Raw genomic sequence first — 26582 nt, 5'->3', positions numbered from 1 at the left:
TACCGTTCTCCGCTGGCCCAAGGCCTTGCGCTTGCGGCCGGCGGATCGGGACCGTAATTTGCGGCCATGTCCCATGATCATGACCACGACAACGAACTCGATCCGTTTGCGGCGCGGGTGCGCGCGCTGGAAACCATCCTGACCCGCAAGGGGCTGATCGACCTGGCCGCCATCGACGTTATCGTCGACACCTATGAGACCAAGATCGGCCCGCGCAACGGCGCCAGGGTCGTCGCGAAAGCCTGGAGCGATCCAGCCTATGCCGACTGGCTGAAGCGCGATGCGACGGAAGCGATCGCCTCGCTCTCCTATACCGGCCGCCAGGGCGAGCATATGCAAGCGGTGTTCAACACCGCCGACACCCACAACCTCGTCGTCTGCACGCTGTGCTCCTGTTATCCGTGGTCGGTGCTCGGCTTGCCGCCGGTCTGGTACAAGGCGCCGCCCTACAGGTCGCGCGCGGTGATCGATCCGCGCGGCGTGCTGGAGGAATTCGGGCTGACGCTGCCGGCCGAAACGAAGATACGCGTGTGGGATTCGACGGCGGAATTGCGCTATCTCGTCGTGCCGGCGCGGCCCGGCGGCACCGAAGGCTGGAGCGAGGAGCGGCTGGCCGAGCTGGTGAGCCGCGATGCGATGATCGGCACCGCCCAGGCGGGGCAACCCGCGTGAACGGGCCGCAGGATCTCGGCGGACAGATGGGGTTCGGCCCGGTCGCTCCGGAGAAGGACGAGCCCTATTTCCATGCCGACTGGGAGCGGCGGGCGCTTGGCGTGACGCTTTGCGCCGGCGGCATGGGTGCCTGGAACATCGACGAGAGCCGGCACGCGCGCGAATCCCTGCATCCGGCCGTCTATTACGGCTCCAGCTATTATGAGATCTGGATCAGGGCGCTGGAGATCCTGCTCGAGCGGCATGGCTTCGTCAGCGCGCGCGACCTCGCGGCGGGCGAGGCGATCGATGCCGCGGCGACGCCCAAAAGAGTGCTGAAGGCGGAAAACGTGCCGGCCGTGCTGGCCGAGGGCGGTCCATGCGACCGGCCGGTCGGGACCGCGCCGCGCTTCAAGGCCGGCGATGCCGTGCGGACGAAGAATTTCAATCCGACCGGTCACACCAGGCTGCCGCGCTATGCGCGTGGCAAACAAGGCATCATCGAAGCGGTGCGCGACGGCTTCGTCTTTCCCGACAGCAACGCGCATGGCCAAGGCGAGAACCCGCAACGGGTCTACACCGTGGTTTTCGACGCAGCCGAAATCTGGGGCGAGGGCGCGGACCCGACGCTCAGCGTTTCGATCGATGCCTGGGAGAGCTATCTTGAGCCGGCATGAAGGCGCCGTGCCGTTCGACGAGCCGGTGTTCGCGGAGCCGTGGCAGGCCGAGGCCTTTGCCATGACAGTGGCGTTGCACGACAAAGGCCTGTTTTCGTGGAGCGAATGGGCGGAGGCTTTGTCGGCGCAGGTGAAGCAGCCTGGCGCCGCAAGCGACGGTCACGACTATTACGAGCATTGGCTGGCGGCGTTGGAGAAACTGCTTGCCGCAAAGGGGCTGGCCGCCAAGCCCGACGTCGATGCGATGGCGCAGGCCTGGGAGCGCGCCGCGCATGCCACGCCGCACGGCAAGCCGATCCTGCTGGAAAACGATCCTGAGTTCGCCTGTTAAGGCAGACATCTTCCAGACTCACGGCGTGCCGGATGGCGGCAGCCGCCTTCCTCGCAAAAGACGTCTTCATCAAGAGAACATGAATGTACCTGTCGGAAATCCTCTCGATCGGTGCGGCGCTGTGCATAGCCACCAGCGGCATGCTGGCCGGTGAGCTGGTCGGCCGCATCGACGCGTTGACCTTGACCCGGTTGCAAACGCTTGCGGTCACCATCGCCACGGCAATGGCGGCGACCGGGCTGGGCGGCTGGGCCGGGCTCGCGCCATGGCAGGTGGGCTATCTCGCGGCGTCCGGCATATTCGGTATCTTCATCGCCTCATCGGCCTATATCTCGTCGATATTCGCGCTCGGGCCGCGCCTGGCGCTGCTGGTGTTCTCGCTGACGTCGCCCTTTGCCCTGGTCATGGGCTATGTCTTCCTGGATGAGACTGTCGGTCCCGTGAAACTGGGCGGCGTGGCGCTGGTCATCACCGGCATCGTCCTGGCGATCCTGTTCGGACGCCCGGCCAGGGTTCAGCCGGAAGGCATTTTCCCGACACCGCCGATCGAGACGGTGATGCTGCCGCCAAGGCAGATGACCTTGCCTGTCGGTCTGGCCCTTGGACTGGTCGCGGCGCTGGGGCAGGCCGCCGGCGCGCTGGTGGCGCGTCCGGTCATGGCGTCGGGGGTCAACCCGTTCACCGCGATGGCGATCCGGACCGGCGTGTCGGCTGTGCTCTTCCTTCTGCTGGCCCTGGTTCCCCTGCGCGGCGCCGTCAAGCGGCCCCGGCCGTCCGGGCGAACGCTCGGCATCGGCATTTGCGGCGCACTGATCGGCACGGGCATGGGGATGTCGCTGATCATGGCCGCACTTGCCGGCGGCAAGGTCGGGATCGTCTCGACATTGTCGTCGCTGTCGCCGGTTCTGGTCTTGCCGATGGTCTGGCTGCGCACCAGAAGCCGACCGCCGGCGCCGGCCTGGGCCGGGGCGGTGTTGGCCTTCGCCGGCACATCGCTGATTGCGCTTGGCTGACCGCGGCTGGTTTTGTTCACTTTACGTTCTGTATCGGGACTGATAGCGTGAACCGCCGATGGGGCTCGGTGCGCCATCACAGGCGGTCGGCATGGTGGCGGCCGTCTTGTCTTTCCCTTGCGAATCCGGTCTCTCGCACTGATGGAATTTTCCCCCCAACAGGATGAAGCGCTGAAAGCGGTGGCGCGCTGGCTCAAGGAGGGCCGGCCGCAGATTTTCCGGCTGTTCGGCTATGCCGGCACCGGTAAGACGACGCTGGCGCGCCATTTCGCCGAACATGTCGACGGGCAGGTGCAGTTTGCTGCTTTTACCGGCAAGGCGGCGCAGGTGCTGCGCTCGAAGGGCGCGACCAACGCCCGCACCATCCATTCGCTGATCTATCGGCCGAAAGGTGAGGAATCGGTCGAAGACGAGGTGACGGGCAAGACGTCGATGTCGCCGACATTCTCGCTCAACCGGCAAAGCCCGATCGCGCGCGCCAAGCTTGTGGTCATCGACGAATGCTCGATGGTCGACGAGCAGCTTGGCCGCGACCTCCAGAGTTTCGGTACGCCGATCCTGGTGCTGGGCGATCCGGCGCAGTTGCCACCGATTTCGGGCGGCGGCTATTTCACCGAGCACGAGCCGGATGTGCTGCTGACCGAAATCCATCGCCAGGCGCGCGACAATCCGATCATCCGGCTGGCGCTCGACGTGCGCGAGGGCCGAGAGTTCATGCAGGGTGATTACGGCACGGCGCAGGTGATCGGCCGGGAGGGGGTCACCCAGGACCTGGTGCTCAGGGCGGATCAGGTGCTGGTCGGCACCAATCGCACGCGGCGGCGTTACAATCAGCGCCTGCGCGAACTCAAAGGCTTCAACGCTGACTATCCGCAGGCAGGCGACAAGCTGGTCTGCCTGCGCAACGATCCAGCCAAGGGTCTGCTCAACGGCTCGTTGTGGAAGGTGATGACCTCGTCGCGCGAGACGGTCAAACCCGGCATCAACCTTCTGGTCTCGCCCGAAGAGGACGATCCGGACCGCGGCGTCGCCAAGATCAAGTTGCTCAAGGCCGCCTTCGAGGATCCGGACGCAGATATCCCCTGGCAGCAGAAGAAGCGCTTCGACGATTTCGACTATGGCTATGCCTTGACCGTACACAAGGCCCAGGGTTCCCAGTGGAACGAAATCGTGCTGTTCGACGAAAGCTGGGCCTTCAAGGAAACGCGCCAGCGCTGGCTTTATACGGCGATCACCCGGGCCGCGGAACGGCTGACGATCGTCCGGTAGCGCATGGTGGCCAATGACTGCCCGTCATCGCCCGCCAGGCGGCCGAACGCCAAGCCACTCCCAGGCCTCGGCTTCGTCCTCGGCCTTGAAATGCCTGAATTCGATCGGCGACGGCGAGGGCAGGGCGTGTTTTGCATCGCTGGTCCAGTCGGGCGCGCCGATCGCCGCGCAACGGCCGACATGTTCCAGCGCATGGACGGCTCCCAGTTTCAGGGTCTCATCCGAAATATCGGCCCAATCGACGCCATCATGGTCGGCGATGCGCACGGCCACGTCGATTCGCTGGTGCAGCGCGTAAGCCGCTTCCAGCAGGCCGTACAGGTTTTCGGCATCGGCCGCCGAGACATGGCCGACCACATCGATGGCGAAAAGGTCGTCGCGGCTGGTGTCGATACGGCGGATCGCCGGCACGGACTGGAGGAAATTCAAGGCGGTGCCTCCTTTCGCTGAACAACTGGGTCTTCTGGAACACCGGAAACCCCTATCTGTTCCCGTCAAAGGCGCTATAGATGCCGGTCTCTCAAGCGCGCCGCGGCCAAACGGATGGATGCGGTGCGCTCAACCGCCCTGTTTCCCGGACGCCGCCCATGCCCGCCAAGCTTTCCGTCAACCTCAACGCCATCGCCATGCTGCGCAACCGGCGCGACCTGCCATGGCCTGATGTAATCGGCATCGGCCGGCTTGCCCTTGCCGCGGGAGCGCATGGGCTGACGGTGCATCCGCGCCCCGACGAACGCCACACAAGGCATTCCGACCTGCCCCAGATCAGGGCGCTGATCGACGATGAGTTTCCCAAGGCGGAATTCAACATCGAGGGCTACCCAAGCGAGGATTTCCTGGCGCTTATAGAGAAGAATCAGCCTGAACAGGTGACGCTGGTGCCCGACGATCCGGCACAGGCAACCTCCGACCACGGCTGGAACTTCGCGGCGCAGGCGGCGTTTCTTACGCCTGTCGTCAAGCGTCTGAAAAAGGGTGGTTTCAGGGTCTCGCTGTTTTCCGACGCCGATCCCGCGGGGATAGCCGCCGCGCGCGATACGGGTGCCGATCGCATCGAACTTTATACCGGTCCCTACGGCAGCTATCATTCCGATTCCGGCAAGGCGGCCAACGAATTGGAAAGATTGGGGAAAACGGCCGACGCGGCTTTTGCCGCGGGCCTCCAGGTCAATGCCGGGCACGATTTGACGGTGGGCAATCTGCCCGCGCTGGCAAGGCGCATTCCGGCATTGGCCGAAGTGTCAATCGGACATGGGTTGACAGCCGACGCATTGGAGTATGGCATGGCCGGTACAGTGGGCCGGTTTCTCAAGGCTTGCGGCTGGTAGGGGTAGAGCTTCGCTTTGCAATATGGCAGCCATCGCATGCATCTGATGTCGTGTCGCAGCATGCATCGAGCACCGCGCGCTTATCGGAGAGTGGTCGATGGCCCTTGCCGGTAGCGGGAGCGAGGCTGAAACCGCCGAACAATCAAGCCATTCCGGGGTTGAGCAGCACAGCACCAAGGTTCTGATGCTGGGCGCGCTCGGCGTCGTCTACGGCGATATAGGCACGAGCCCGATCTACGCCTTTCGCGAGGCGCTGCACGCTTCGCCGGGCGTCGATACGCGCGTTCACGTGCTTGGTGTGCTGTCGCTGATCGTCTGGGCGCTGACGATCATCGTGACCATCAAATATGTCGCCTTCGTGCTTCGTGCCGACAACAAGGGCGAGGGCGGCACGCTGTCGCTGATGGCGCTGGCGCGCAGCGCCTATCCCAAGGGCTCCCGGCTGATCCTGATCATCGGCCTTTGCGGCGCGGCGCTGTTTTTCGGCGATTCGATCATAACGCCGGCCATTTCGGTGCTGTCGGCGGTCGAAGGCCTGAAGGTGGTGACCCCGACGCTGGACGCCTATGTCGTGCCGATCACGCTGGTCATCCTTGCCGTGCTGTTTTCGGTGCAGCGCTTCGGCACGGGCAAGGTGGCGGCCGTGTTCGGGCCGGTGACGGCGCTGTGGTTCCTGGCCATCGGCGTTGCCGGGCTCTGGCACCTCATGGACGACCCATCGATCCTGCTGGCCATCAATCCCTATTACGCGGTCGCCTATCTCGTCAGCACACCCACCGCCGCCTTTGTCACGGTCGGCGCCGTGTTCCTGGCGGTGACCGGCGCCGAGGCGCTCTATGTCGATCTCGGCCATTTTGGCCGCAAGCCGATCGTGCTGGCGTGGTTCTCCGTGGTCTTTCCCTGCCTGCTGCTCAATTATTTCGGGCAGGGCGCCTTCGTGCTCGCCAATGACGGAAAACCGACCAATCCATTCTTCCAGATGCTGCCTGACTGGGCGCTGATGCCGATGGTGGGGCTGGCGACGGCAGCGACCGTCATTGCCAGCCAGGCGGTCATTTCAGGGGCTTTTTCGCTGACCCGCCAGGCGGTGCAGCTCAATCTCCTGCCACGCATCGAAGTGCAGCACACGTCGGAAATGCAGCTCGGCCAGATCTACATGCCCCGCGTCAACCTGCTGATCGCGATGGGCGTGATGCTGCTGGTGGTCGGCTTCGGCAGTTCGAGTTCGCTGGCCTCCGCCTACGGCATCTCGGTGACAGGCGAGATGCTGATGACGACGATCCTGCTGTTCGTGGTCATGCGCAAATTGTGGAAATGGAAGCTGGCGCTCGCTCTGGCGCTGACCTTGCTGTTCGGCGTCATCGACAGCGGCTTCTTCCTGGCCAATGTCGTCAAGATCGTCGAAGGTGGCTGGGTCTCGATCACCGTCGCCTGCCTGATGGGGCTGATCATGTGGACGTGGATACGCGGCAGCCGCTATCTCTTCGACAAGACGCGGCGCAACGAAATCCCGCTCGATTTCCTGGCCGCCAACCTGTTGAAGAAGAAGCCGCAACTGGTGTCGGGCACCGCGGTCTTCCTGACCAGCGATCCCTTGAGCGCGCCGACCGCGCTGATGCACAGCCTGAAGCACTACAAGGTGCTGCACGAGCAGAACGTCATCCTCTCGGTCGTGACGGCGCCGCAGCCGGTGGTGCCGGACAGCGACCGCGTCAAGATGGAGACGGTCAACGAGCTGTTCATGCGGGTGACGCTGACCTTCGGCTATATGGAACAGCCCAACATTCCGCGCGCGCTGGCGATCTGCCGCAAGCAGGGCTGGAAGTTCGACATCATGACGACGTCCTTCTTCCTGTCGCGGCGCTCGCTCAAGGCCTCGCCCAATTCCGGCATGCCGGTGTGGCAGGACCGGCTGTTCATCGGCCTGGCGCGCACGGCGGCGGATGCGACCGAATATTTCCAGATCCCCACCGGACGTGTCGTTGAAATCGGCACGCAGGTCGCCATTTAACAGACACGTGCTCACCGGCCCCGCGGATTTGCGGTGGTTTCGGACGTGAGCCTGCGAACGTCGCCTGGACAGGCATCCGCGAGAACTCGCAGACGAGGAGCCGCGCGCAGCGAACATGAGTGCCATAACGTCACGGCACTTGATATTGCAGCGCAGCAAGCGTAGAGCACCGCGCGTTTATCGGAGTGTCGTACATGGCCCTTGCCAATGCTGGTAGTGAGGCAGAACCCGTCGACCAATCGAGCCATCCTGAAATCGAGCAGCACAGCACCAAGGTGTTGATGCTGGGCGCGCTCGGCGTGGTCTACGGCGATATCGGCACCAGCCCGATCTATGCTTTCCGGGAGGCGCTGGTCGCTTCGTCGGGTGGTCAGGTTGCCGACCGTGGCGACATCCTTGGCGTTTTGTCGCTGATCATCTGGTCTCTGACGATCATCGTCACCATCAAATACATCATGTTCGTGTTGCGCGCCGACAATCGCGGCGAGGGCGGCGTGCTGTCGCTGATGGCGCTGGCGCGGGGCAGCTTTCCGAAGCGTTCGGCGCTGATGCTCGGCATCGGGATTGTCGGCGCCTCGCTGTTTTTCGGCGACGCCGTCATCACTCCGGCCATTTCGGTGCTGTCGGCGGTCGAGGGCATGAATGTCGTCACCCCGACCTTCCAGCCCTATGTCGTGCCGTTGACGCTGCTCATCCTCGCCATCGTCTTCGCGGTCCAGCGTTTCGGGACCGGCGGCGTCGGCCTGGTGTTCGGCCCGGTGACCGCGATCTGGTTCCTGGCCATCGGCCTTTCCGGCCTCAAGCACATCATTGCCGATCCGGAGATCCTGTGGGCGATCAGCCCGCACTATATCGTCGCCTTCCTGATCCATTCGCCCGACGTCGCCTTCGTGACGATCGGCGCCATTTTCCTGGCCGTGACCGGCGCGGAGGCGCTTTACGCCGATCTCGGCCATTTTGGCCGCAAGCCGATCGTGCTGGCGTGGCTTTCGATCGTGTTTCCCTGCCTGCTCCTGAACTATGCCGGGCAGGGCGCCTTCGTGCTCGCCAAGAACGGCGTGGTCGGTCATCCATTCTTCGAGATGAATGAAGGCTGGGCGCTGATCCCCATGGTGGTGCTGGCGACGGCCGCCACCGTCATTGCCAGCCAGGCGGTCATTTCAGGGGCTTTCTCGCTGACCCGGCAGGCGGTGCAGCTCAACATGCTGCCACGGCTCGAAATCCTGCACACGTCGGAAAAGCAGTCCGGCCAGATCTACATGCCGCGCGTCAATCTCCTGCTGGCGCTGGTGGTGATGATGCTGGTGGTCGGTTTCGGCGAATCCAGCAAGCTGGCGTCGGCCTATGGCATCTCGGTGACAGGCAACATGCTGGTGACGACTGTGCTGCTCTATGTCGTCATGACCCGTATCTGGAAGTGGAAGCTGTCGGTGGCCATCCCCCTGACCGCGTTGTTCGCATTCATCGATATCGGCTTCTTCGCCTCCAACATCGTCAAGGTGTTCGAAGGCGGCTGGGCTTCGCTGGTCGTGGCGTTCACCATCGTGCTGGGCATGTGGACCTGGGTGCGCGGCAGCCGCTATCTCTTCGACAAGACGCGGCGCAACGAAATCCCGCTCGATTTCCTGGCCGCCAACCTGTTGAAGAAGAAGCCGCAACTGGTGTCGGGCACCGCGGTCTTCCTGACCAGCGATCCCTTGAGCGCGCCGACCGCGCTGATGCACAGCCTGAAGCACTACAAGGTGCTGCACGAGCAGAACGTCATCCTCTCGGTGGTGACGGCGCCGCAGCCGGTGGTGCCGGACAGCGACCGCGTCAAGATGGAGACGGTCAACGAGCTGTTCATGCGGGTGACGCTGACCTTCGGCTATATGGAACAGCCCAACATTCCGCGCGCGCTGGCGATCTGCCGCAAGCAGGGCTGGAAGTTCGACATCATGACGACGTCCTTCTTCCTGTCGCGGCGCTCGCTCAAGGCCTCGCCCAATTCCGGCATGCCGGTGTGGCAGGACCGGCTGTTCATCGGCCTGGCGCGCACGGCGGCGGATGCGACCGAATATTTCCAGATCCCCACCGGACGTGTCGTTGAAATCGGCACGCAGGTCGCCATCTGAACGCCGACAGGCATCGAACGGAGCGGCGCTCCTGTTGATCTTTCGGCATGCCGTGGCAACCGAACCGTTGTACATGTATGGTGCGCATGGATCGGGAGGCTGATATGGGCGGCGAATTGGTGCTGGTTACCGGCGGCTCCGGCTTCCTCGGCGCCCACTGCATCGTGGCTCTCCTCAATGGAGGCTATCGCGTGCGCACCACCGTGCGGTCCAGCAAGCGCGAGGCCGACGTTCTCGCCATGCTGAAGGCAGGCGGTGCCGAGCCGGGCGACAGGCTCTCCTTTACCATTGCCGACCTCATGGCGGATGCCGGCTGGCCGGCAGCGGTCGCCGGCTGCGACTATGTCCTGCACGTCGCTTCGCCGTTTCCGCCCGGTGTGCCGAAACATGAGGATGACCTGATCGTTCCGGCCCGCGAAGGTGCCTTGCGCGTTCTGAGGGCTGCAAGGGACGCAAGGGTCAAACGCGTCGTGCTGACGTCATCCTTCGCGGCCATCGGCTATGGCAAGATGCCGCCCGACGGCCGGCCGTTCACCGAGGAGAGCTGGACCGATCCGACGGCCAGGGTCAGTGCCTATGTGAAGTCGAAGACGCTTGCCGAGCGCGCGGCCTGGGATTTCATTGCCGCCGAAGGCGGCGGCCTGGAGCTCTCGGTCGTCAATCCGGTCGGCATTTTCGGGCCTGTGCTGGGCTCCGACCATTCGACCTCCACCGCCTTCGTCCAGCGCATGATGAACGGCGCCATGCCCGGCTTGCCACGCCTGTCCTTCGGTGTCGTCGACGCGCGCGACGTGGCGGACCTGCATGTGCGCGCGATGATCGATCCCGTCGCCAAGGGCGAGCGGTTTTTGGCTGTTGCCGGCGATTTCATGACCGTGCGGGCGATCGCGCAAACCGTGAAGACGCGGCTGGGTGCGGCCGCCTCGCGTGTCTCGACGCGGGAGTTGCCCGATTGGCTGGTGCGGGTGGTGGGGCTGTTCAATGCGGAAGCCGCGCAACTCGTGACGGAACTCGGCAAGGTCAAGAACGCCACCAATGCCAAGGCGGTACGCATGCTCGGCTGGACGCCGCGCTCACGCGAGGACGCGCTTGCCGCCACCGGAGAAAGCCTGGTCCGGCTCGGACTGGTCAGGACGCCGAAATAGCGCGGCGGGAGGAGAACGTCCCGCCGCGCGGGTTTCAACCGGCCAGGGCGGCCTTGTTGGCTTCCAGGAACTGCTTCAGCGGGACGGACTTCCGGCCGGAAAGCGTCTCGACCGAGCCCGTCACCATGCCAAGGTCGCCGGCGCGTGTCGCAGCGTCGAAGGACACCAGAAGCCTGGCGATCGGCTCTGGAAGACCAGCCGCCTTCATGCCCTCGGTCAGCGCCTCATCGGAGAGCTGGACGACCTGGATCGGCTTGCCGGTGACTTCGGTGACGAGCGCGGCGACTTCGGCCGACGTATAGGCCTTGGGGCCTGTCAGCGTGTAAGTCTTGCTCTCGCTGGCGCCCGAGGCGAGCCCAGCAGCTATGGCCGCGGCGTAATCGTCACGCGCGCCATAGGAAATGGCACCTTCGCCCGCCGACGTATACCAATGACCCGATGCGAGGATCTGCGGCATGGCCATGAACAGGTTCTCGTCGTACCAGCCATTGCGGAAGATCGTGTAGGCAATGCCGCTGGCCTTGATCGCCTGCTCGGTGTCGTAGTGGTCGGGAGCAAAAAGCACAGCTGAACCCGGCTCGGTGTTGGGCAGCGAAGTGTAAAGCAGATGGCCGACGCCAGCCTGCTTTGCGGCCGCGACCGCGGCGGTCTGCTGTTCGCGACGCTTTCCCTGGATGGCCAGCTCGTTGGTCGAGATGATCAGGGCCCGATCGGCGCCCGCGAAGGCCTCGGCGAGCGAGGCGCGATTGTCGAAATCGGCCTCGCGGACCGTGACGCCGCGCGCGGCCAGATCGGCGAGGCTGGCCGGCGTACGAGTGGTGGCGATGATCCGGGCCGCCGGTACGTTGAATGTGTCCAAGAGGTGATTGACGACGCTGCGGCCGAGTTGGCCGGACGCGCCGGTGACAAGAAGGGTGTCGGTCATGGGAGGTCCTGACGTTGCGCCGGAGAGGCGGTTCGGATGGTGGTCTCAGAAAGAGACCAGCACTAAAATAGGAATTGACCCAATGCCGTAAAGAAGGCAGTTTTTCGGGAGGTAGGCACAGGCAGGGAACCAGCCGTGGACAGCTCGCTCGTCAAACTGAGATCCAAGCTCGAGATCTACAAAGCCATGACCGATGGAGGCAATCTTTCCGATTGCCCGGTCCGCGACGTCATTCAGGGCCTCAGCGGCAAATGGAGCTCACTCTTGATGGCGGCCCTGGCCGAGCAGCCCTATCGCTTCGGCGAATTGCGCAGGCTGGTGCCTGACATCTCGCAGCGCATGCTGACGCAGACGCTCTACGATCTGCAGCGCGACGGCTATGTGCATCGCGAAGTGTTCCCGACCAAGCCGCCGAGCGTCGAATACAGCCTGACCGACCTTGGGCGCTCGATGTTCGGCGCCTTGCAGCATTTGTTGCAGTGGGCTGAAAACAACCACGACGCGGTGCGCGACGCGCGCGCCGCCTTCGACGCCGCATAGTCGAACGCTCGACCTCGGCTGGCATTCGCCTCGGCGCGGCCGAGGGTGGGCCAGGCGGCGGACTGCGACTGGCCTTCCCGACAACCAGACCTTGCAGTCGTCACAATCGTGTGTGAGCTGAAAAGTCAGCTTGGGGAGTTTCAATTGCGGCGATTCCTGATTGTCCTGATCCTGACGTTTTCGGCCGTCTTTCCGGCCCTGGCCGAACAGCGTTTCGCACTGGTGATGGCCGTTGACGGCTACAAGAACGTGCGGCCGCTGGGCAATGCGGTCAATGATGCGCAGACGATCAAGAAGTCGCTGGAAAAGCTTGGTTTTCAGGTCACTCTAGAGACCGATCGCGACCTCAGGCGGATGCGCCGCGCGCTCGAGGATTTCCGCCAGGACGCCGCTGGCGCCGATGTCGCGCTGGTCTATTTTGCCGGGCACGGCGTTGAAATAGCGGGGGAGAACCGGCTTCTGCCAACCGATGCCGACGCGACTTCGGCCGACACGCTGAAGCAGACCAGCCTGCCGCTGGAAGAGGTGCGCGAGACCGTCGCCAGCGTCTCGAAAGTCGGGCTGATCCTGCTCGATGCCTGCCGCAACGATCCGTTCGCGGGCGGCGGCGGGGCGGGCCGCGGCGTCAAGGCGCTGACCGTCAAAGATGCCAAGGAGGTGAGGCCCGGGCTCGGTCGCCTGGGCAAGGCCGAAAACCTGCTCTACACGTTCTCGGCGGCTCCCGGGGCGACCGCGGCCGACGGCAGTGGCGAGAATTCGCCGTTCACGGCGGGCCTGGCAAAATATCTCGACACGGATGGGCTCGAAATCCGTTCGGTGCTGACCCTGGTGCAGCAAGAGGTCTACGACCTGTCGCGCGGCGCGCAACTGCCTTATGTCGAGAACGGCCTGCCGCAAATGTTCTTCGCCTCCAAGACCGCCAGCCAACTGCCGGAACGCGAGCGCCTGCTGCTGGCGATGGCCGATGTGACGCCGGATCTGCGCGACGAGGTCGAGCGGCTGGCCAGGGACAAGGACATGCCGCTGGCGCCGCTCTACGGGGCGCTGATCGATTCGGGCGCCAAGTCGTTGTCGGCCGACGATCGGCGAAAGAAGCTTGCCGAGGCGGCCGACGCGTTCGTCGCCGTGCGCGCGCAGATGAAGACATTGGCATCGGCCGATCCGGCGGTCGCTACCTTGCGCGGGGAAGCGCAGCGTCAGCTCGATCTGGGCGCGTTCGAGACGGCGCGCGGCAAGCTCACCGAGGCCGCGACGATCGATGCGACCTCACGCGATGCGCTCAAGGCGAATTTCGTCGATCGCACGCTTTCGGAAGCGACCACGCATGTGATCAGCGGCGGCGCGGCCCGTTCCAACCTGAAATACGAGCTGGCGATCGAAAGCTATGAGAAGGCGAGCGCGCTCTATGATGACCTGGCGCGCGACACGCTTCCCGAAGCGCAGCGCAAGCAGCAACTGGAATCGCTTGCCGTGCTTGGCGACCTCTATCTGACGGTCGGCAATCTCTCGGGCGGACGCGGCGCCTATGAGCGCCAGCAAACGCTGGCCACCGCTCTTGCCGCGGCCGAACCGTCCAACACCGCATGGCAGGACAATATCGCGGCCAGTACGCTGAAACTCGGCGATGTGCTGCGCGATCAGGGCGACTCCACCGCCGCATTGGCGTCCTATGAACGCGGCCTCGCACTTCGCAAAGAGCTCGCAACGGGTGACGCGCCTGCCGGCGCGCTCGGCCTCGAGGCCGATGCTTTCCTGAAAGTGGGCGCGCTGCACAAGCTGCAGGGCAATGACGAGATGGCCATGGCTGCCTATGTTTCGGCGCGTGACATCGCGGCGCGGCTTGTCGGCAACACGCCGTCAGACGACGAACTGCAATCCACGCTGGCGCTCAGCGACCGCCGGATCGGCGAGATCCAGCAGGACAGGAAACAGCTTCCGCAGGCGCTGGCGTCGTTGCAGGAGAGCCTCGACATATCGAAGAAGCTGGCCGACGCCATGCCGGACAACGCGCTGCGCCAATTCGACCTGGCCACGGCCTATGACGCGCTGGGCTATGTCCAGTACGACAAGAACCAGGCCGATGGGGGCGGTACGCCGGCCGGCGAGAGCGCGGTTGCTTCCTTCGAGAGTTCGGTCGCCATCACGCGGCGGCTGATCGCGGCCGACCCCAGGAACACCTCCTGGCAGCGCGGGCTCGCCGGGACATTGGAAAGAATGGGACAAGCCATCTATTTCGGCGATGGCGTGATTACCCATGAGGATGCCGATCGGTCACTGGCCGCCTACAAAGAGGCGAACGGCATCCGCGAGCGGCTTGTCCAATCGGACGCGGCCAACAAGCTATGGGTGGCCGACCTGGTCACGTCCTACGAGAAGATGGCTACGTGGTACGAGTTCGTGCCCGATGACGTCACCGCGCTGGAATTCACCAAGAAGGCGCATCAGGCGGCCCTGAACCTGGCTGCGCTCGACCCGCAGAACATGGGCTGGCAGCACAATGCGACGCTCTACCACGCGAAGATCGCCGGCTCTTACGCGCAGATGAAGGACTATGCCAACGCGCTGAAATATGACGAGGCTGGCCTGGCCTACGCGGCCAAGGTCGTCGCCGCGCAGCCGGACAGGCAGCCCTATCAGAGCGACCTCATCATCTTCCATTCCAGGGTCGCGATCGATAAGCGCCAGATGAACGACTACAAGGGCTATTGGGCTCAGAATGATCTGCGGCTGGAGGCGGCCAAGAAATTCGCCGGTCAGTTCCCGCAAGACGTCAACAGCCTGCGCGATCTCTACGAGGCCTATGTCGAAGTCGCCGATTCCTACACGCAGAATTTCCCGCAGGACGCCATGAAGCTCTACAAGGCCGCCGAAACAGCCGCGGCGACCGCGGCTTCCATCGAACCCAAAGCCCCGGAATTCGATTTCGCCGTCTACAATGCGCGGGTCAAGACGGGCTATGTGCTCGAGGACCAAGGCGACAAGGCCGGTGCCGCGGCGGCCTATGAGGCCGCGCTCAAGAGCATCCGGAAGGCCATCGATCTAAAGCCGGACGAGGTCCTCTACACGGCCAGCCGGGACCATGCGCTGGCCAGAATCGACGGGGTCCGCAACTAGCGCATGGGATTGCCCCGATCATGAATAGAGGCCTCGACATCGCGATCGCCGGAGCCGGTCCAGCGGGGCTGGCCATGGCGCTCTATCTCAAGCGGGCCGGGCACCGTGTCACCATTTTCGAGCGTTTCGCGCAACCGAAGCCGGTCGGATCAGGGCTGATCCTGCAGCCGACCGGGTTGACGGTGCTCGCCGATCTCGGCCTGCTCGATGACATCATGGCGCTGGGCAGCAGGATCGACCGGCTGCATGGCGCCGATGCCTCGACCGGCCGCACGGTTCTCGATGTCCGCTACGATGCCCAGCGCGGCGGCCGCTTCGGGCTGGCGGTGCATCGGGCGGCGCTGTTCGGCGTGCTTTTTCGGGCGGCGCAACGGGAGGCGATCCCCATCGAAACCGGCGTCGAGATCGAGCTTGTCGAGATCGGTGAGCGGGCGATGCTGATCCGTGGCGATGGGCGAAGGGCAGGGCCGTTCGATCTGGTCGTCGACGCCAGCGGCGCGCGCTCGAAATTGCGGCGCGGCGCCGGCGATCCAGGCGGGCCGAGGCCGCTCCCCTACGGTGCGTTCTGGGCATCGCTGAAGTGGCGCGGCGAAGGTTTTGACGAGCACGCGCTTCTGCAGCGCTATGACAAGGCCAGCGTGATGATCGGCGTGCTGCCGATCGGCCGGCCTGAGCCGGGTGCCGAAAGGATGGCGGCATTCTTCTGGAGCTTGAAACCAGACGAGGCCGACGGTGTGCGTGCCCAGGGCCTCGACGCCTGGAAGGCAAGGGTGGTGCGGCTGTGGTCGCAGGCCGAGGCATTCACCAGCCAGATCGACAGTTTCGACCAGCTCTCGCTGGCCCGCTATGGCCATCACACGATGCGGTTTCCGGCTGGCCGGCGGCTGGCGGTGATCGGCGACGCCGCGCATTCGACCAGTCCGCAGCTCGGCCAGGGCGCCAACATGGCGCTGCTCGACGCCGCCGCGCTCAGCCATGCGCTGGCGCGAGCGGACGGCGTGGAAGCCGCGCTCGAAGCCTATGCCAAGGCGCGGCGCTGGCATGTGCGGGTCTTCCAGGCGCTGTCGCTGGCGTTCACGCCGTTCTATCAGTCGGATTCCGTGGCATTGCCGTTCATCCGCGACAGGCTGGTGGCGACGATCGCGAAAATCCCGCCGGCGCCGCAATTCCTGGCCTCGATGGTGGCCGGCACCGCGATCGATCCGTTCATGCGGGCAGGGCTCAGGGAAACGGACTGGGATTTCGGAAGAAGCCCAGGTCGTGATACGACCGCATCATAGAGTTCGCCCAGGCCGATCCGTCCGTCATGTCGCTATCGCGAAAATCACCATGCCTGATGTGCATTGTTGCCTCCGTCCTGGTGACGCTGATCGTGGTCGCGCCCTTGCCCCAGGCGCAGGCACAGACGCCGGGCGGCGCCAGCCAGCAGGCGCCGGCAGCCAGCGAAGAGGCGCTGAAAGCCCGCATCGACGCCGCCTACACGCTGATGATGGACACGGGACGCTTCGACGAAGGCTACGCGCAGTTGCGAGCGACGCTGCTCGATGCCGCCAGAAGCGACCTCTACGAATTCACCGTCGAGAGTTATTCGAACGCCGGCGCGACGTTCCTCAATAACCAGATACTCGACAATGCCGAGGAGATTTTCGCCGAGGGACTGAAAACCAGGGCGATGCAGCAGGACGTCGCGAAGCGCGCCGATTTCTATCTGAATTACGCGATGCTGAAACAGGCCGAGAAGGACTATCAGGGCTTCGTTTCCATGTGCGCGACAGCGACCAATCTCTACGCCCACTACCATGGCCAGGAATCCCAGGAACTCCTGTTTGCCAACGATGTCCTGGCGACGGGGGTCGCTGCGTTCGGTCAAATCGCTTCAGCGATCAATATCGAGCAACGCAATCTGAAGCTGGCTCAGCGGGTAGCCGGAACAGATGATCGCTTCGTCTGGAAGCTGGAGAACAATCTGGCCGACATGTTGCGCCAGATGGGAGCCCCGACGCGCGCCTTGCAGTACGATCTGGCCGTGCTGGAGAAGCGCACTGCCTATTACGGGCCTGACCACTTCAACGTGCTGGTCAGCGCCAACAACACGGCGCAGGACTATCTCGACCTTGGCAGGTATGATCAGGCCTTGCGCTATTTCCAGCAGGATCGCGACGTTGCGGTCGTTCTCAAGCAGGAAGGCAATCTGGTCGAACAGGCCGACGCCTGGGTGCTCTACACCAGGGCGCTTTCAGGCGCACAGCCGCTCGACGAGCCGACGCTGGCCCAACTGCAGCGTTTGACGGGGGATCAGAGCTATCCCGAAATACTGGCAATCAGGATCGCCAATCTGCTCGCCGCGCATTTCGCGGCGGTGGGCGATACGCAAAGCAGCATGAGCCAATTCGAGCGGGCATCCAGTATCGCGGAAGCGACATACGGCGCGGTACACCCGCTGGCTTTTGCCGCGCGGCAGGCCATTGCAAATCTGAAGGCGAAGACGAACCCCACCGCGGCAGCGGCCGATTTCGCGGCTCTGAACGATGACATGCTGCGTTGGAACTGGTTTCAGGTCAGCACCGCAGGCAACCCAATCGTGGCCGAAGCCAGCCGCGCCCTTGCCGACGACATGCTCCACGACTATGCGCGCCTCGCACAGGAAAACGCATCGGTGGTGCCGGCGTTCGCCGAGGCGGTGCGGCGCTGGCCGACTCTCGAGAACGAGAAACGGGACCTGTTGCGCAGGCTGTCGCGCCTGATCGATCTGAATGATATCGAGACACGGCATCTGATCCAGACCGGGATCCGGCTGTCCCTGGCCTACCAGGAGGCTGCTTCGAGCGGTGACAGTTCGGACGATCCAGGCGCGGTGCAGCCGGGGCAGGTTGAGACGGCATACCAGAAAGCCACCGCCCAAGTCATGGCCAGATACAGTTTCAGCCAGAGCATGGTCGACAAACCGCTGCCTTCGGCCGAGACTTTGCTCCAGTCCAGCCAGGCGTTGATCGACTATTTCATCACCCGCAAGTGGCGGGCCGATCGCGAGAGCGCCGATCCGCTGGAGGACGAGCGCCTCTATGCGATCGTCACGCGCAAGGATCAGCCGCCTCGGATGTTCGATCTTGGCGATCCGCGCCGGCTCATTCCCGCCGCGCGCACGACCCGCATGGCGGACCTGCGATCGAGCCGTTCGGGGCAGGCGCGCGGTGCCGTGCCGATGGTCGATCTCGATGCCACCTTCACCGGGCTCTATGCCGGTCTCATCGCGCCGCTGGAGTCTTCGCTTATGGGAGCGGACACGCTTTTCGTGGTGCCGGACGGCAAGCTGTTTTCGGTGCCGTTTCCGCTGCTGCGGGATCGCATGGGCGCGACGCTCGATGACCGCTTCGATGTTCGCATGCTGACCCGGCCGGAGGCGCTGCTGAACGTCGGGGCCGATCAAGGCCTGCCGAGAAACGGCAAGGCTGTGCTGGCAGGCGGTCTCGACTATGCGCGCGGCGCGCAGAAGGGCGCCGAGCCGCTGCCCGGGACAAGGAAGGAAGTCGACGCAATTGCCGCAATCCTGCGCCGCGACAATTATTCGACCGAGGTGCTTACGGGAGACGCGGCAGTGGAACGGGCGCTGCGCCAGCGCATGGAGCAGGCGACCCTGGCGCATCTCGCCACGCATGGCGCCTACCGCGACGAGGCGGAAGGCGGGACCAACGCCCTCAATGCGTTGTGGCAGAGCCAGGTCGTGCTGTCGCGGTCCGGTGACCGGCAGTCGATGAAACGCGACGACGATGACAACCGCCTCTATGGCATGGAGATCATGAATTGGGATCTGTCCGATCTCGATCTCCTGGTCCTGTCGGCCTGTGAGACGGCGCGAGGCGAGGAGACCTTTGTCGGCGGCCTGCGCGGGCTGCCGACAGCAATTGATATCGCCGGTGCCAAGCGCTCCCTGCTGACGCTTTGGCCGGTGGATGACGCCGGCACCGCAGCGTTCATGACCGGCTTCTACGGCCGCCTCGCCGGCGGCCAGACCTATTCGCAGGCGCTGCGCCAGACCCGCCGCGACGCCCGCGACGGCAAGATATCGCGTGCCCACGATCCGCGTGTGTGGGCGGCTTTCGTCATGTTCGAGAACTGACGCGGTTGAGTATGGCTGCCCGCGATCGATCCCCTCAGGCGGATCGGGCCAGAGGAAGCGGACCGGTCAGATCGTCGGATGGGATCAGGGTCGAGAGGAACGAATTTTTCGCACGCAGGAACTGGCGCAGGCGCTGCGGATAGCCAGGGGCGGCGCCCTTGATGGAGGCGCGTTCGCTCAATGCCTTGCGCCAGGTCTGGACCCTTGGTTTGCCGTCCAGTATGCCGAAATCGCCGATCTGGTCGAATGTATCGAGATAGCGGAAGACCGGCCCGTAGACGGCGTCGACCAGACAAAAGCGCTCGCCGCCGAACCACGGTCCTGCCTGGCGGGCGAGCTCGTCCTCGACGCGATCGAACATTGCCGAGAGGGATGCCGCCTCGGACAGGAAGCCTGCCTCGGTGGATGCGGAGTAGAAGCGGCCGATGGCATTCAGGGTCGCCGAGCCGAACTCGATCCAGGCGCGGTGCCGGGCGCGTTCATAGGGATCGGCTGGATGGAGGGGATTGGCCTGCGTCTCCTCGAGGAATTCGAGGATGACGGCGGATTCGAAAATCACCGTCTCGTCGCCGTTTTGCCGTACGCGCAGCAGCGGCACCTTGCCGAGCGGCGAAATCGCCTTGAACCACACAGGCTTGTTGGCGAGGTCGATGTCGACGCGCTCGAACGGCACGCCTTTCTCGGCCAGCGAAATCGCCGCGCGCTGGACGTACGGGCAGAGGGGGTGGCTGACGAGAGTGAGGGTGTTGGCATGGTCCATGGCATTGCTCCTCGACAAATTGATGCAGTTGCATCTATGTAGATGCATGTGCATCGATCGTCAAGCTTGATGCATTTGCATCTATCTCTTATGGTGCGGGTATGACAGAGAGAACCATGCCTTCGCCCGATGCCATCAAGGCCTGGGCCCGCCTGATGCGGGTATCGCGCCAACTGATGGAAAGCGCCGAGGAGTCGCTGAAGGAGGACGGCCTGCCGCCGCTCGCATGGTACGACGTGCTGCATGAGCTCGCGGAAGCGGGCGAAGGCGGCTTGCGTCCGTTCCAGCTGATCGAGCGCACCTTGTTTGCGCAGTACAACGTCTCGCGGCTGTTGGCCCGGCTCGAAGCCGATGGGCTGGTCGAGAAGCTGGCGGTGGCCGATGACGGCCGTGGGCAAACCGTCCGCATCACGGCCCGGGGACGGGAGACGCGGCGCCGGATGTGGGCCGTCTATGGCCGGTCGATCGCGGACCTTGTTGGCGCCAAGCTCTCGGCGGACGAGCTCGGCATGGTCTCGGCGCTGCTTGGCCGGTTGCGCCATCCGCCGGCCGCTGACTGACGCCGGGCGCATTGGCGGCTTGGAGCGAAATAGGGCTTGCACCGCTCGGCGTGATGCCCTAGAAAGCCGAACCGTAACGTACGGTACGGCTCGTTGAATGATCGGCGGGTTTCGTCCGGCCGAGGGAAGAGCGTGTTGCACAGCGTGCCCGACATCGACAACAGCGAGGCGCTGACGGAGCGGCAGCAGGCCGTTCTGGACGCGGCGTTGCGCCTGCTGGTCGAGGAGGGCGACAATCTGACGATGACCGCCGTCGCCCGCCGCGCCAGCTGTTCGAAAGAGACGCTCTACAAATGGTTCGGCGACCGTGACGGACTGTTGACGGCAACGGTGCAGTGGCAGGCGTCGAAGGTGCGGGTGGCTTCGGTCGACGGCAAGGGGCTCGACCTTGCCTCGCTGACGGCGAGCCTCGAGCGCTTCGCCTCCGATTGGCTGAAGGTCATTTCCAGCGACACCTCGATCGCGCTCAACCGGGTGGCGGTAAGCCATGCGGGTTCAGGCAAGGACAATCTCGGTGCGGTCGTGCTGGAGAACGGGCGCTTTGCGCTGGCCAAGCGGCTGAAGCCGGTGCTTGAAGCCGGGCGAAAGGCCGGGCTGCTCGAATTTACGGATGCCGAGGCGGCGTTCCGTACCTTCTTCGGGCTGGTTGGCCGGGATGTGCAGATCCGTCTGCTGCTCGGCGACCGGCTGGAATTGACTGAGGCGGCGATCGGCGGCGATGCCATCCGCGCGACGCAGCAGTTTCTCGCTCTTTTCGGAGCAAAAACCGGGCCTCAGGGCCTCTGATCTCAAGAAACGGGAAGGAAGTAAAATGCGCGTCTATTACGATCGTGATGCCGATCTCAACCTGATCAAGGGCAAGAAGGTCGCCATCATCGGCTATGGCAGCCAGGGCAGGGCGCATGCGCTCAACCTCAAGGATTCCGGCGCCAAGGAGATCGCCATCGGTCTCAAGGCCGGTTCGGCCACCGCCAAGAAGGTCGAGGCCGACGGGCTCAAGGTGATGAGCGTGGCCGACGCCGCCAAATGGGCCGACCTGATGATGATGGCGACACCAGACGAATTGCAGGCCGACATCTACAAAAACGAGATCGCGCCGAACATCCGCGACGGCGCGGCGATCGCCTTCGCGCACGGCCTCAACGTGCATTTCGGCCTGATCGAGCCGAAGTCGACCGTCGACGTCGTCATGATCGCGCCGAAGGGGCCGGGCCACACGGTGCGCGGCGAATACCAGAAGGGCGGCGGCGTGCCGTGCCTGGTCGCCGTCAACCAGGACGCGTCGGGCAATGCGCTCGACCTCGCTCTGTCCTACGCCTGCGGCGTCGGCGGCGGCCGTTCGGGCATCATCGAGACCAATTTCCGCGAAGAATGCGAGACCGACCTGTTCGGCGAGCAGGTCGTGCTGTGCGGCGGCCTGGTCGAACTGATCCGCGCCGGTTTCGAGACGCTGGTGGAAGCCGGCTACGCGCCCGAAATGGCCTATTTCGAGTGCCTGCACGAAGTGAAGCTGATCGTCGACCTGATCTATGAAGGCGGCATCGCCAACATGAACTACTCGATCTCGAATACCGCCGAGTGGGGCGAATACGTCTCGGGTCCGCGCATCATCACCGCCGAGACCAAGGCCGAGATGAAGCGCGTGCTGAAGGACATCCAGACCGGCAAATTCACCTCGGAATGGATGCAGGAATACCGCGCCGGCCTGTCGCGCTTCAAGGGCATCCGCCGCAACAACGACAGCCACCAGATCGAGGAAGTCGGCGCCAAGCTGCGCGCGATGATGCCGTGGATTTCCAAGAACAAGCTGGTCGACAAGGCCAAGAACTGAGCGACGTCGACACGCAGTGTCAGTCAGAAGGGCGGCGAATGCCGCCCTTCTCTTATCGGCGCGCCGCGACGCTACGCGCTTGATCCGCCCGGCTCGCCGTCGTCATCCAGCAGATCCATCAACTTGCCCATTTCCGCCTGCAATTGCTGATGCATGTCGAACAATTGCTGGTGCCATTGCCGTGCCTGCTCGACCGACGGTATTTCCTTCACCGTCGTGATCTGCTTGACGACGAACTGACGGCCATCCCACTGCTTTTCGACCGTGGAGAAGGCATTGCTGTACTTCTTCTCGATCGTCTGCTTTCCCGTCGACGTGATGAGAATGATGTTGTTGCCTATGTCGCTGATCCTCGAATCATAGGCCAGCGCCTTGGCCACGCCGTCATCGATCTGTTTCAGCAACACATCGGCGACCTCTACGATTTCGGCCCATTTTTCGGGCGTTGGATCGGCTTCATAGGCGTCCATCAGGGGAAACAGCCGGCCGCCCTTGAGGTCGAGCGTCTTGTTGACCTCGGCCACGACATCGCCGAGCTGTCTTTTCAGATCCTTGCGGCCTGCAAGCCAGTCCTCTGTCACGCACTGGTCCTTGTAGGGCTTCAAACCCTCGGCGCAGCCGCCAAACAGTTTGACGGGGTGGACGACCAGCAATGCGGCCGCCACCGCCGCAGCGGCAAGCGGAATCCATTTCAACGGCAGCCGCAGCAGGTTGAACCATGCCGGCGTTCCGCCGCCCTGTGTGTCGAGGTCGGAGAACGTCACCTTGTCGCCCTTCACCAGCGGGATCCAGTAGGCCTTGACGAATTCGTTGGTGAAGTAGTCGCTGTGCGTGATGTCGTGGAAGCGGTCGCGAACATTGAATGTTCCGAAGCCGTAGGTGCCGGTGGCGCCGTAACCCCAGGTTCCGGACTGCGCCATGACAGGCCAGATATCGCGGGTCCCGCATTCGTTGATGATGGCGTCGCGCTTTTCCGCGCCGCGTATCTGGTCTTCGACGGCGCGCCAGTCGAAATCCGATGGGACCACCGAGCCGCACAGGATGATCCTGTCGAAACGAAAGTAGGGGTTCTGCAGGATCACCCGGGTCAGCGCATAGGTTCCGTAGCTGTGCGCAAAGACGATCAGCGGCCGGTCGGCGTAGTGCTTGCCCACGCCTTCGATCTGCTGGCGCAGCTTCTCGATCGGGCCGGACCGGCAGATACCGAACGGGCACCAGAACCGCAGCAGGTCGAAATAGCCGTATTTTATCGGAATGACGGTCGCCGAAGTCTCGCTTTCGATAACCGAAGCAATCCGGTTCTGCCACCAGGCGGCAGTCCTGATTCCATGGACAAGGATCACCACGGGCGCTTCGGACATCCCGCTTTTCCCCCAAGCAACGAAGTCTCGCGGGAGTAATGATAGTTGTATCGGCAAGAAAAGTTAAGTGCGCCGCCGGCTGTCACTGTCGCCGGGCACGCAAGCTCTTTCGAACCGGATGCCAAATGAAAAACGGCGCCGCGTTGCAGCGCCGTTTTTCATTTTTCGATCGGCTAACGCTCAGCTATAGGGCGAATAGCACTGCTGGCGCGGGCCGTTATAGGGCTGGAAGGTGTTGTCCCAGGACCGGTACGAACGGTAACGGTTGTAGCACCATTGCACATGGGCGTTCGACAACCGGCCGGCGCGGTAGTAGCGGCGCGGCGGCGGCGCATAGTAGTCGTCGTTATAGTAGTTGTTGTTGTACATGCTGCCGAGGCCGAGCCCCAGGCCAAGACCCAGCACGGCGGCGGCGCCGTCATCGTAATAGCCGCCATGATAGTGGCGGCGGCCGTGGCGCCAGCGCCAGTTGTCGCCGCGGTTCCAGTTGCGGCCACCGTTCCAGTTGCGACCGCCATTCCAGTGGTGTCCGTTCCAGTTGCCCGACCGGCGCCATCTCCAATTGTCGCCATTGTTGTTGCCGCCGGCCCAGCCGTCGCGGACCGGGGTGACCGTCGGCGCGGCCGTGCTGGCCGGGATCGAGAGGTCCGGCTGCAGGATCGGACCAGCGGCGGAGGGCGCCGTGATGCCGGCGACAATGCCGAGCGCAATCAGCCCGGACTTGATGGTGGAAGAAAAGAGCGAATTCATCTTTGCACTCTCCAAGAGATACAGGCCCCACGCCTACCCTGGGAATGGGCCTACTGTGGATCTTTGCGTCTGAACGGCGGATGAACGGAAAGGTTCCGTCAACCATGGCGCGAACGCGACCAGGACCAAACGATCCCTGCTTGTGGCCCTGCGACCTTGTCTTCCGGCGCTCTTGCAGGCAAAGGTCAGCCATGTCGCTGCGCCTTGCCACCTTCAATGTCGAGAACCTGATGAACAGGTTCGATTTTTCCGGCTATCGCAACCAGCTCAACGAGGATCGAACGCTGGCGCTGTTCGATATCCAGAGCGAGGCCGAATACAGGATGCTGGAGCAGGCCCGCGCCATCGCGCAGTCCGACGACACGCGCCAACTGACCGCGCTGGCCATCGCCGCGACCCGTGCCGACATTATCTGCATGCAGGAGGTCGACAATATCGAGGCCCTGAAGGCCTTCGAATACGGATATCTGTTCAAGATGGTGGGGCAGGGCTACCGGCAGAAATACACCACGTCGGGCAATGATTCGCGCGGCATCGATGTCGCCGTGATGATGCGCAGCGAGACCGCGCAGGGACAGCCGATCGAATTCGTGCGCATGACCAGCCACGCCTATGTCACCTACGAGCAGTTCGGGTTGCATACGCCTGAACTGGCGGCGCTCGGCAACCAGGCCAATGAACGCATCTTCCGGCGCGACTGCCTGGAAGTCGACATCAAGGTGGGCGGCGCGCCGATGACTCTCTACCTCGTGCACTTCAAGTCGATGGGCTCGCCCCGCAACGGGCTCGACGGGCGTGAAGCGACAATGCCGGTGCGGGTCGCGGAAGCGCAGGCCGTGCGGCGCATCATCGAGGAGCGCTTCGGCGCAGAGCATGCGGCCGACAAGCGCTGGGCGATCTGCGGCGACATGAACGATTACCGTCAGCGCGTGAAGATCGCCGGCGACGATGTCGACGGCTACCGTTTCGAGGTGGTCGACGAGACCCTGTCCTGCATCAATGTGCTGACATCAGGCGGCTTCTGCGAAAATGTCGTTGAGCGGCGGCCGGAAATGAACCGCTGGACTTTCTACCACACGCGCGGACCTGGAGAGCGGCATCTCTGCCAGCTCGACTATATCCTGCTTTCCAGGGGACTGGCGGCAAAAAATGCCACCGCGGTTCCCGACATCATCCGCAACGGCCAGCCATGGCGCACGATCTTTCCAGCGGGCCAGGAAGTCGAGCGCTTCCCGCGCGCCGGCTGGGACAGGCCCAAGGCTTCGGATCATTGCCCGGTGGCGATCACGCTGGATATGGCCTGAGCCGATATGAGTTTTGACCTTCCGCGCAACGTCATCCTGCCGGTCGATGCCATCGATGTCCGCCTCGATCCCGGCCCGCATCCCTTCGCGGTGGACAATGCAGAGGCGATCGCCGTGAACTGGCGCCATGAGATCGCTGCCAATCCGGCGCTTTTCGACGGCACGGTGGTGCTGCTTTCGCAACTTGCCTATCGCGACCGCAGCCTTATCGGCCGCTGCCATGCGGTCAACTACTCGACCTTCATGCTGTGGCGGAAGCGGCGCGAGAATTCGGGCGCCGAGCATGTCTATGGCCATGCCGTGCTGGTGGCCGGCGACAATGCGCTGGTGGCGATCCGCATGGGGCCGCGAACCGTCAATGCCGGCCGTGTCTATTTCGCCGCCGGCTCGTTCGAGCCGGCCGACTTCCGCGACGGCCTTGTCGATGTCGATTTCAACATGATCCGCGAGGTGCGGGAGGAAACCGGCCTCGACCTGTCGGATGCCAGGCGCGGTGTGCGCTGGCACGCGCTGTCGAGCGCAAGCGGCACCGTCATCTTCCGCCGCTATCATGTCGATGCGCCGGCCGATGAGATCGCGCGCCGGATAGCGGCCTTCGTCGCCACCGAAGCCGACCCGGAGATCGAGGGGCCGGTGATCATCCGCCATGCCGGCGACCTGCCGGATGGCCTGTCGCCGCACATGAAGCCGCTGGTCGAGTGGCATTTCGCGGACTAGCTCATTTTGGCGCCCACCCGGTTGCCGTTTCGCGTCGCAGGCTTTTAGAATCCGTTATGGTTTG

At 63.9% G+C, this 26582-nt stretch carries 23 protein-coding genes; 18 read left to right on the top strand and 5 right to left on the bottom strand.

Annotation, left to right across the window (positions count from 1 at the left end):
* Nucleotides 1-66 precede the first annotated feature (66 nt).
* The 5 genes from nthA to FJ967_RS11955 all read left to right on the top strand — a co-directional run bounded on the left by nthA (nucleotide 67) and on the right by FJ967_RS11955 (nucleotide 3941).
* Nucleotides 67-672 carry a nitrile hydratase subunit alpha gene (nthA, locus tag FJ967_RS11975; protein ID WP_140731912.1) on the top strand — a complete coding sequence of 202 codons (606 nt, stop codon included), beginning with the start codon at nucleotides 67-69 and terminating at the stop codon, nucleotides 670-672.
* Nucleotides 669-1328, top strand: coding sequence for a nitrile hydratase subunit beta (gene nthB, locus FJ967_RS11970; protein ID WP_140731911.1), 660 nt, complete (start codon nucleotides 669-671; stop codon nucleotides 1326-1328). Before nthA ends, nthB begins: the two co-directional genes overlap by 4 nt.
* The gene (locus FJ967_RS11965; RefSeq protein WP_140731910.1) at nucleotides 1315-1659 is read left to right on the top strand and encodes a nitrile hydratase accessory protein; all 345 of its coding nucleotides are present in this window, start codon (nucleotides 1315-1317) and stop codon (nucleotides 1657-1659) included. Before nthB ends, FJ967_RS11965 begins: the two co-directional genes overlap by 14 nt.
* A gap of 83 nt (nucleotides 1660-1742) precedes the next feature.
* Nucleotides 1743-2672, top strand: coding sequence for an EamA family transporter (locus FJ967_RS11960; RefSeq protein ID WP_140731909.1), 930 nt, complete (start codon nucleotides 1743-1745; stop codon nucleotides 2670-2672).
* Nucleotides 2673-2813: 141 nt separating this feature from the next.
* Entirely contained in the window at nucleotides 2814-3941 is a 1128-nt protein-coding gene (locus FJ967_RS11955; protein WP_140731908.1) for an ATP-dependent RecD-like DNA helicase, read from the top strand.
* Between the two features lie 24 nt (nucleotides 3942-3965).
* Here FJ967_RS11955 and FJ967_RS11950 read toward each other — a convergent pair whose 3' ends face one another.
* Nucleotides 3966-4370, bottom strand: coding sequence for an STAS/SEC14 domain-containing protein (locus FJ967_RS11950; protein WP_140731907.1), 405 nt, complete (start codon nucleotides 4368-4370; stop codon nucleotides 3966-3968).
* Nucleotides 4371-4528: 158 nt separating this feature from the next.
* Between FJ967_RS11950 and FJ967_RS11945 the strand changes: the two genes are divergently transcribed.
* The 4 genes from FJ967_RS11945 (at nucleotide 4529) to FJ967_RS11930 (ending at nucleotide 10539) form a co-directional block, all read left to right on the top strand.
* The gene (locus FJ967_RS11945; protein ID WP_140731906.1) at nucleotides 4529-5269 is read left to right on the top strand and encodes a pyridoxine 5'-phosphate synthase; all 741 of its coding nucleotides are present in this window, start codon (nucleotides 4529-4531) and stop codon (nucleotides 5267-5269) included.
* 97 nt (nucleotides 5270-5366) lie between these two features.
* A complete protein-coding gene (locus FJ967_RS11940) occupies nucleotides 5367-7280 on the top strand; it encodes a potassium transporter Kup (RefSeq protein ID WP_140731905.1) in 1914 nt (637 codons plus the stop codon).
* A gap of 194 nt (nucleotides 7281-7474) precedes the next feature.
* Entirely contained in the window at nucleotides 7475-9394 is a 1920-nt protein-coding gene (locus FJ967_RS11935) for a potassium transporter Kup (RefSeq protein ID WP_140731904.1), read from the top strand.
* 104 nt (nucleotides 9395-9498) lie between these two features.
* Complete coding sequence (locus FJ967_RS11930; protein ID WP_140731903.1) at nucleotides 9499-10539, top strand: aldehyde reductase; 1041 nt, start codon at nucleotides 9499-9501, stop codon at nucleotides 10537-10539.
* A gap of 34 nt (nucleotides 10540-10573) precedes the next feature.
* Here FJ967_RS11930 and FJ967_RS11925 read toward each other — a convergent pair whose 3' ends face one another.
* Nucleotides 10574-11464, bottom strand: coding sequence for an SDR family oxidoreductase (locus FJ967_RS11925; protein ID WP_140731902.1), 891 nt, complete (start codon nucleotides 11462-11464; stop codon nucleotides 10574-10576).
* A gap of 135 nt (nucleotides 11465-11599) precedes the next feature.
* Between FJ967_RS11925 and FJ967_RS11920 the strand changes: the two genes are divergently transcribed.
* The 4 genes from FJ967_RS11920 (at nucleotide 11600) to FJ967_RS11905 (ending at nucleotide 19235) form a co-directional block, all read left to right on the top strand.
* Nucleotides 11600-12004 carry a helix-turn-helix domain-containing protein gene (locus FJ967_RS11920; protein WP_140731901.1) on the top strand — a complete coding sequence of 135 codons (405 nt, stop codon included), beginning with the start codon at nucleotides 11600-11602 and terminating at the stop codon, nucleotides 12002-12004.
* Between the two features lie 144 nt (nucleotides 12005-12148).
* Entirely contained in the window at nucleotides 12149-15118 is a 2970-nt protein-coding gene (locus FJ967_RS11915) for a caspase family protein (RefSeq protein WP_140731900.1), read from the top strand.
* A gap of 20 nt (nucleotides 15119-15138) precedes the next feature.
* Nucleotides 15139-16398, top strand: a complete 1260-nt coding sequence (locus FJ967_RS11910) for an NAD(P)/FAD-dependent oxidoreductase (protein WP_140731899.1) — start codon at nucleotides 15139-15141, stop codon at nucleotides 16396-16398.
* Nucleotides 16399-16454: 56 nt separating this feature from the next.
* Nucleotides 16455-19235, top strand: coding sequence for a CHAT domain-containing tetratricopeptide repeat protein (locus FJ967_RS11905; RefSeq protein ID WP_181175797.1), 2781 nt, complete (start codon nucleotides 16455-16457; stop codon nucleotides 19233-19235).
* Between the two features lie 34 nt (nucleotides 19236-19269).
* Here FJ967_RS11905 and FJ967_RS11900 read toward each other — a convergent pair whose 3' ends face one another.
* Nucleotides 19270-19995 (bottom strand): glutathione S-transferase family protein, encoded by a 726-nt coding sequence (locus FJ967_RS11900; RefSeq protein ID WP_140731897.1) that lies wholly within the window; start codon nucleotides 19993-19995, stop codon nucleotides 19270-19272.
* A 101-nt stretch (nucleotides 19996-20096) separates the two neighbouring features.
* Between FJ967_RS11900 and FJ967_RS11895 the strand changes: the two genes are divergently transcribed.
* The 3 genes from FJ967_RS11895 (at nucleotide 20097) to ilvC (ending at nucleotide 22386) form a co-directional block, all read left to right on the top strand.
* Nucleotides 20097-20555, top strand: coding sequence for a MarR family winged helix-turn-helix transcriptional regulator (locus FJ967_RS11895; RefSeq protein ID WP_140731896.1), 459 nt, complete (start codon nucleotides 20097-20099; stop codon nucleotides 20553-20555).
* A 132-nt stretch (nucleotides 20556-20687) separates the two neighbouring features.
* The gene (locus tag FJ967_RS11890; RefSeq protein ID WP_181175795.1) at nucleotides 20688-21341 is read left to right on the top strand and encodes a TetR/AcrR family transcriptional regulator; all 654 of its coding nucleotides are present in this window, start codon (nucleotides 20688-20690) and stop codon (nucleotides 21339-21341) included.
* Between the two features lie 25 nt (nucleotides 21342-21366).
* Nucleotides 21367-22386 (top strand): ketol-acid reductoisomerase, encoded by a 1020-nt coding sequence (ilvC, locus tag FJ967_RS11885; RefSeq protein ID WP_140495398.1) that lies wholly within the window; start codon nucleotides 21367-21369, stop codon nucleotides 22384-22386.
* A 71-nt stretch (nucleotides 22387-22457) separates the two neighbouring features.
* Here the strand turns inward: ilvC and FJ967_RS11880 are convergent, their stop codons facing one another.
* A complete protein-coding gene (locus FJ967_RS11880; protein ID WP_140731894.1) occupies nucleotides 22458-23747 on the bottom strand; it encodes an alpha/beta hydrolase in 1290 nt (429 codons plus the stop codon).
* 180 nt (nucleotides 23748-23927) lie between these two features.
* Entirely contained in the window at nucleotides 23928-24497 is a 570-nt protein-coding gene (locus FJ967_RS11875; RefSeq protein WP_140731893.1) for a BA14K family protein, read from the bottom strand.
* 191 nt (nucleotides 24498-24688) lie between these two features.
* Here FJ967_RS11875 and FJ967_RS11870 point away from each other — a divergent pair, with 191 nt between their 5' ends.
* Together FJ967_RS11870 and FJ967_RS11865 are read left to right on the top strand one after the other, a co-directional pair.
* Nucleotides 24689-25801, top strand: a complete 1113-nt coding sequence (locus tag FJ967_RS11870; RefSeq protein WP_140731892.1) for an endonuclease/exonuclease/phosphatase family protein — start codon at nucleotides 24689-24691, stop codon at nucleotides 25799-25801.
* Nucleotides 25802-25807: 6 nt separating this feature from the next.
* Nucleotides 25808-26518, top strand: coding sequence for a hypothetical protein (locus FJ967_RS11865; RefSeq protein ID WP_140731891.1), 711 nt, complete (start codon nucleotides 25808-25810; stop codon nucleotides 26516-26518).
* Nucleotides 26519-26582 lie beyond the last annotated feature (64 nt).

This window comes from Mesorhizobium sp. B2-3-4 (assembly GCF_006442315.1).
Classification (GTDB): Bacteria; Pseudomonadota; Alphaproteobacteria; order Rhizobiales; family Rhizobiaceae; genus Mesorhizobium.
Note: the sequence above shows the minus strand (reverse complement) of the source record. Positions and strands in the feature narration are given on the sequence as shown.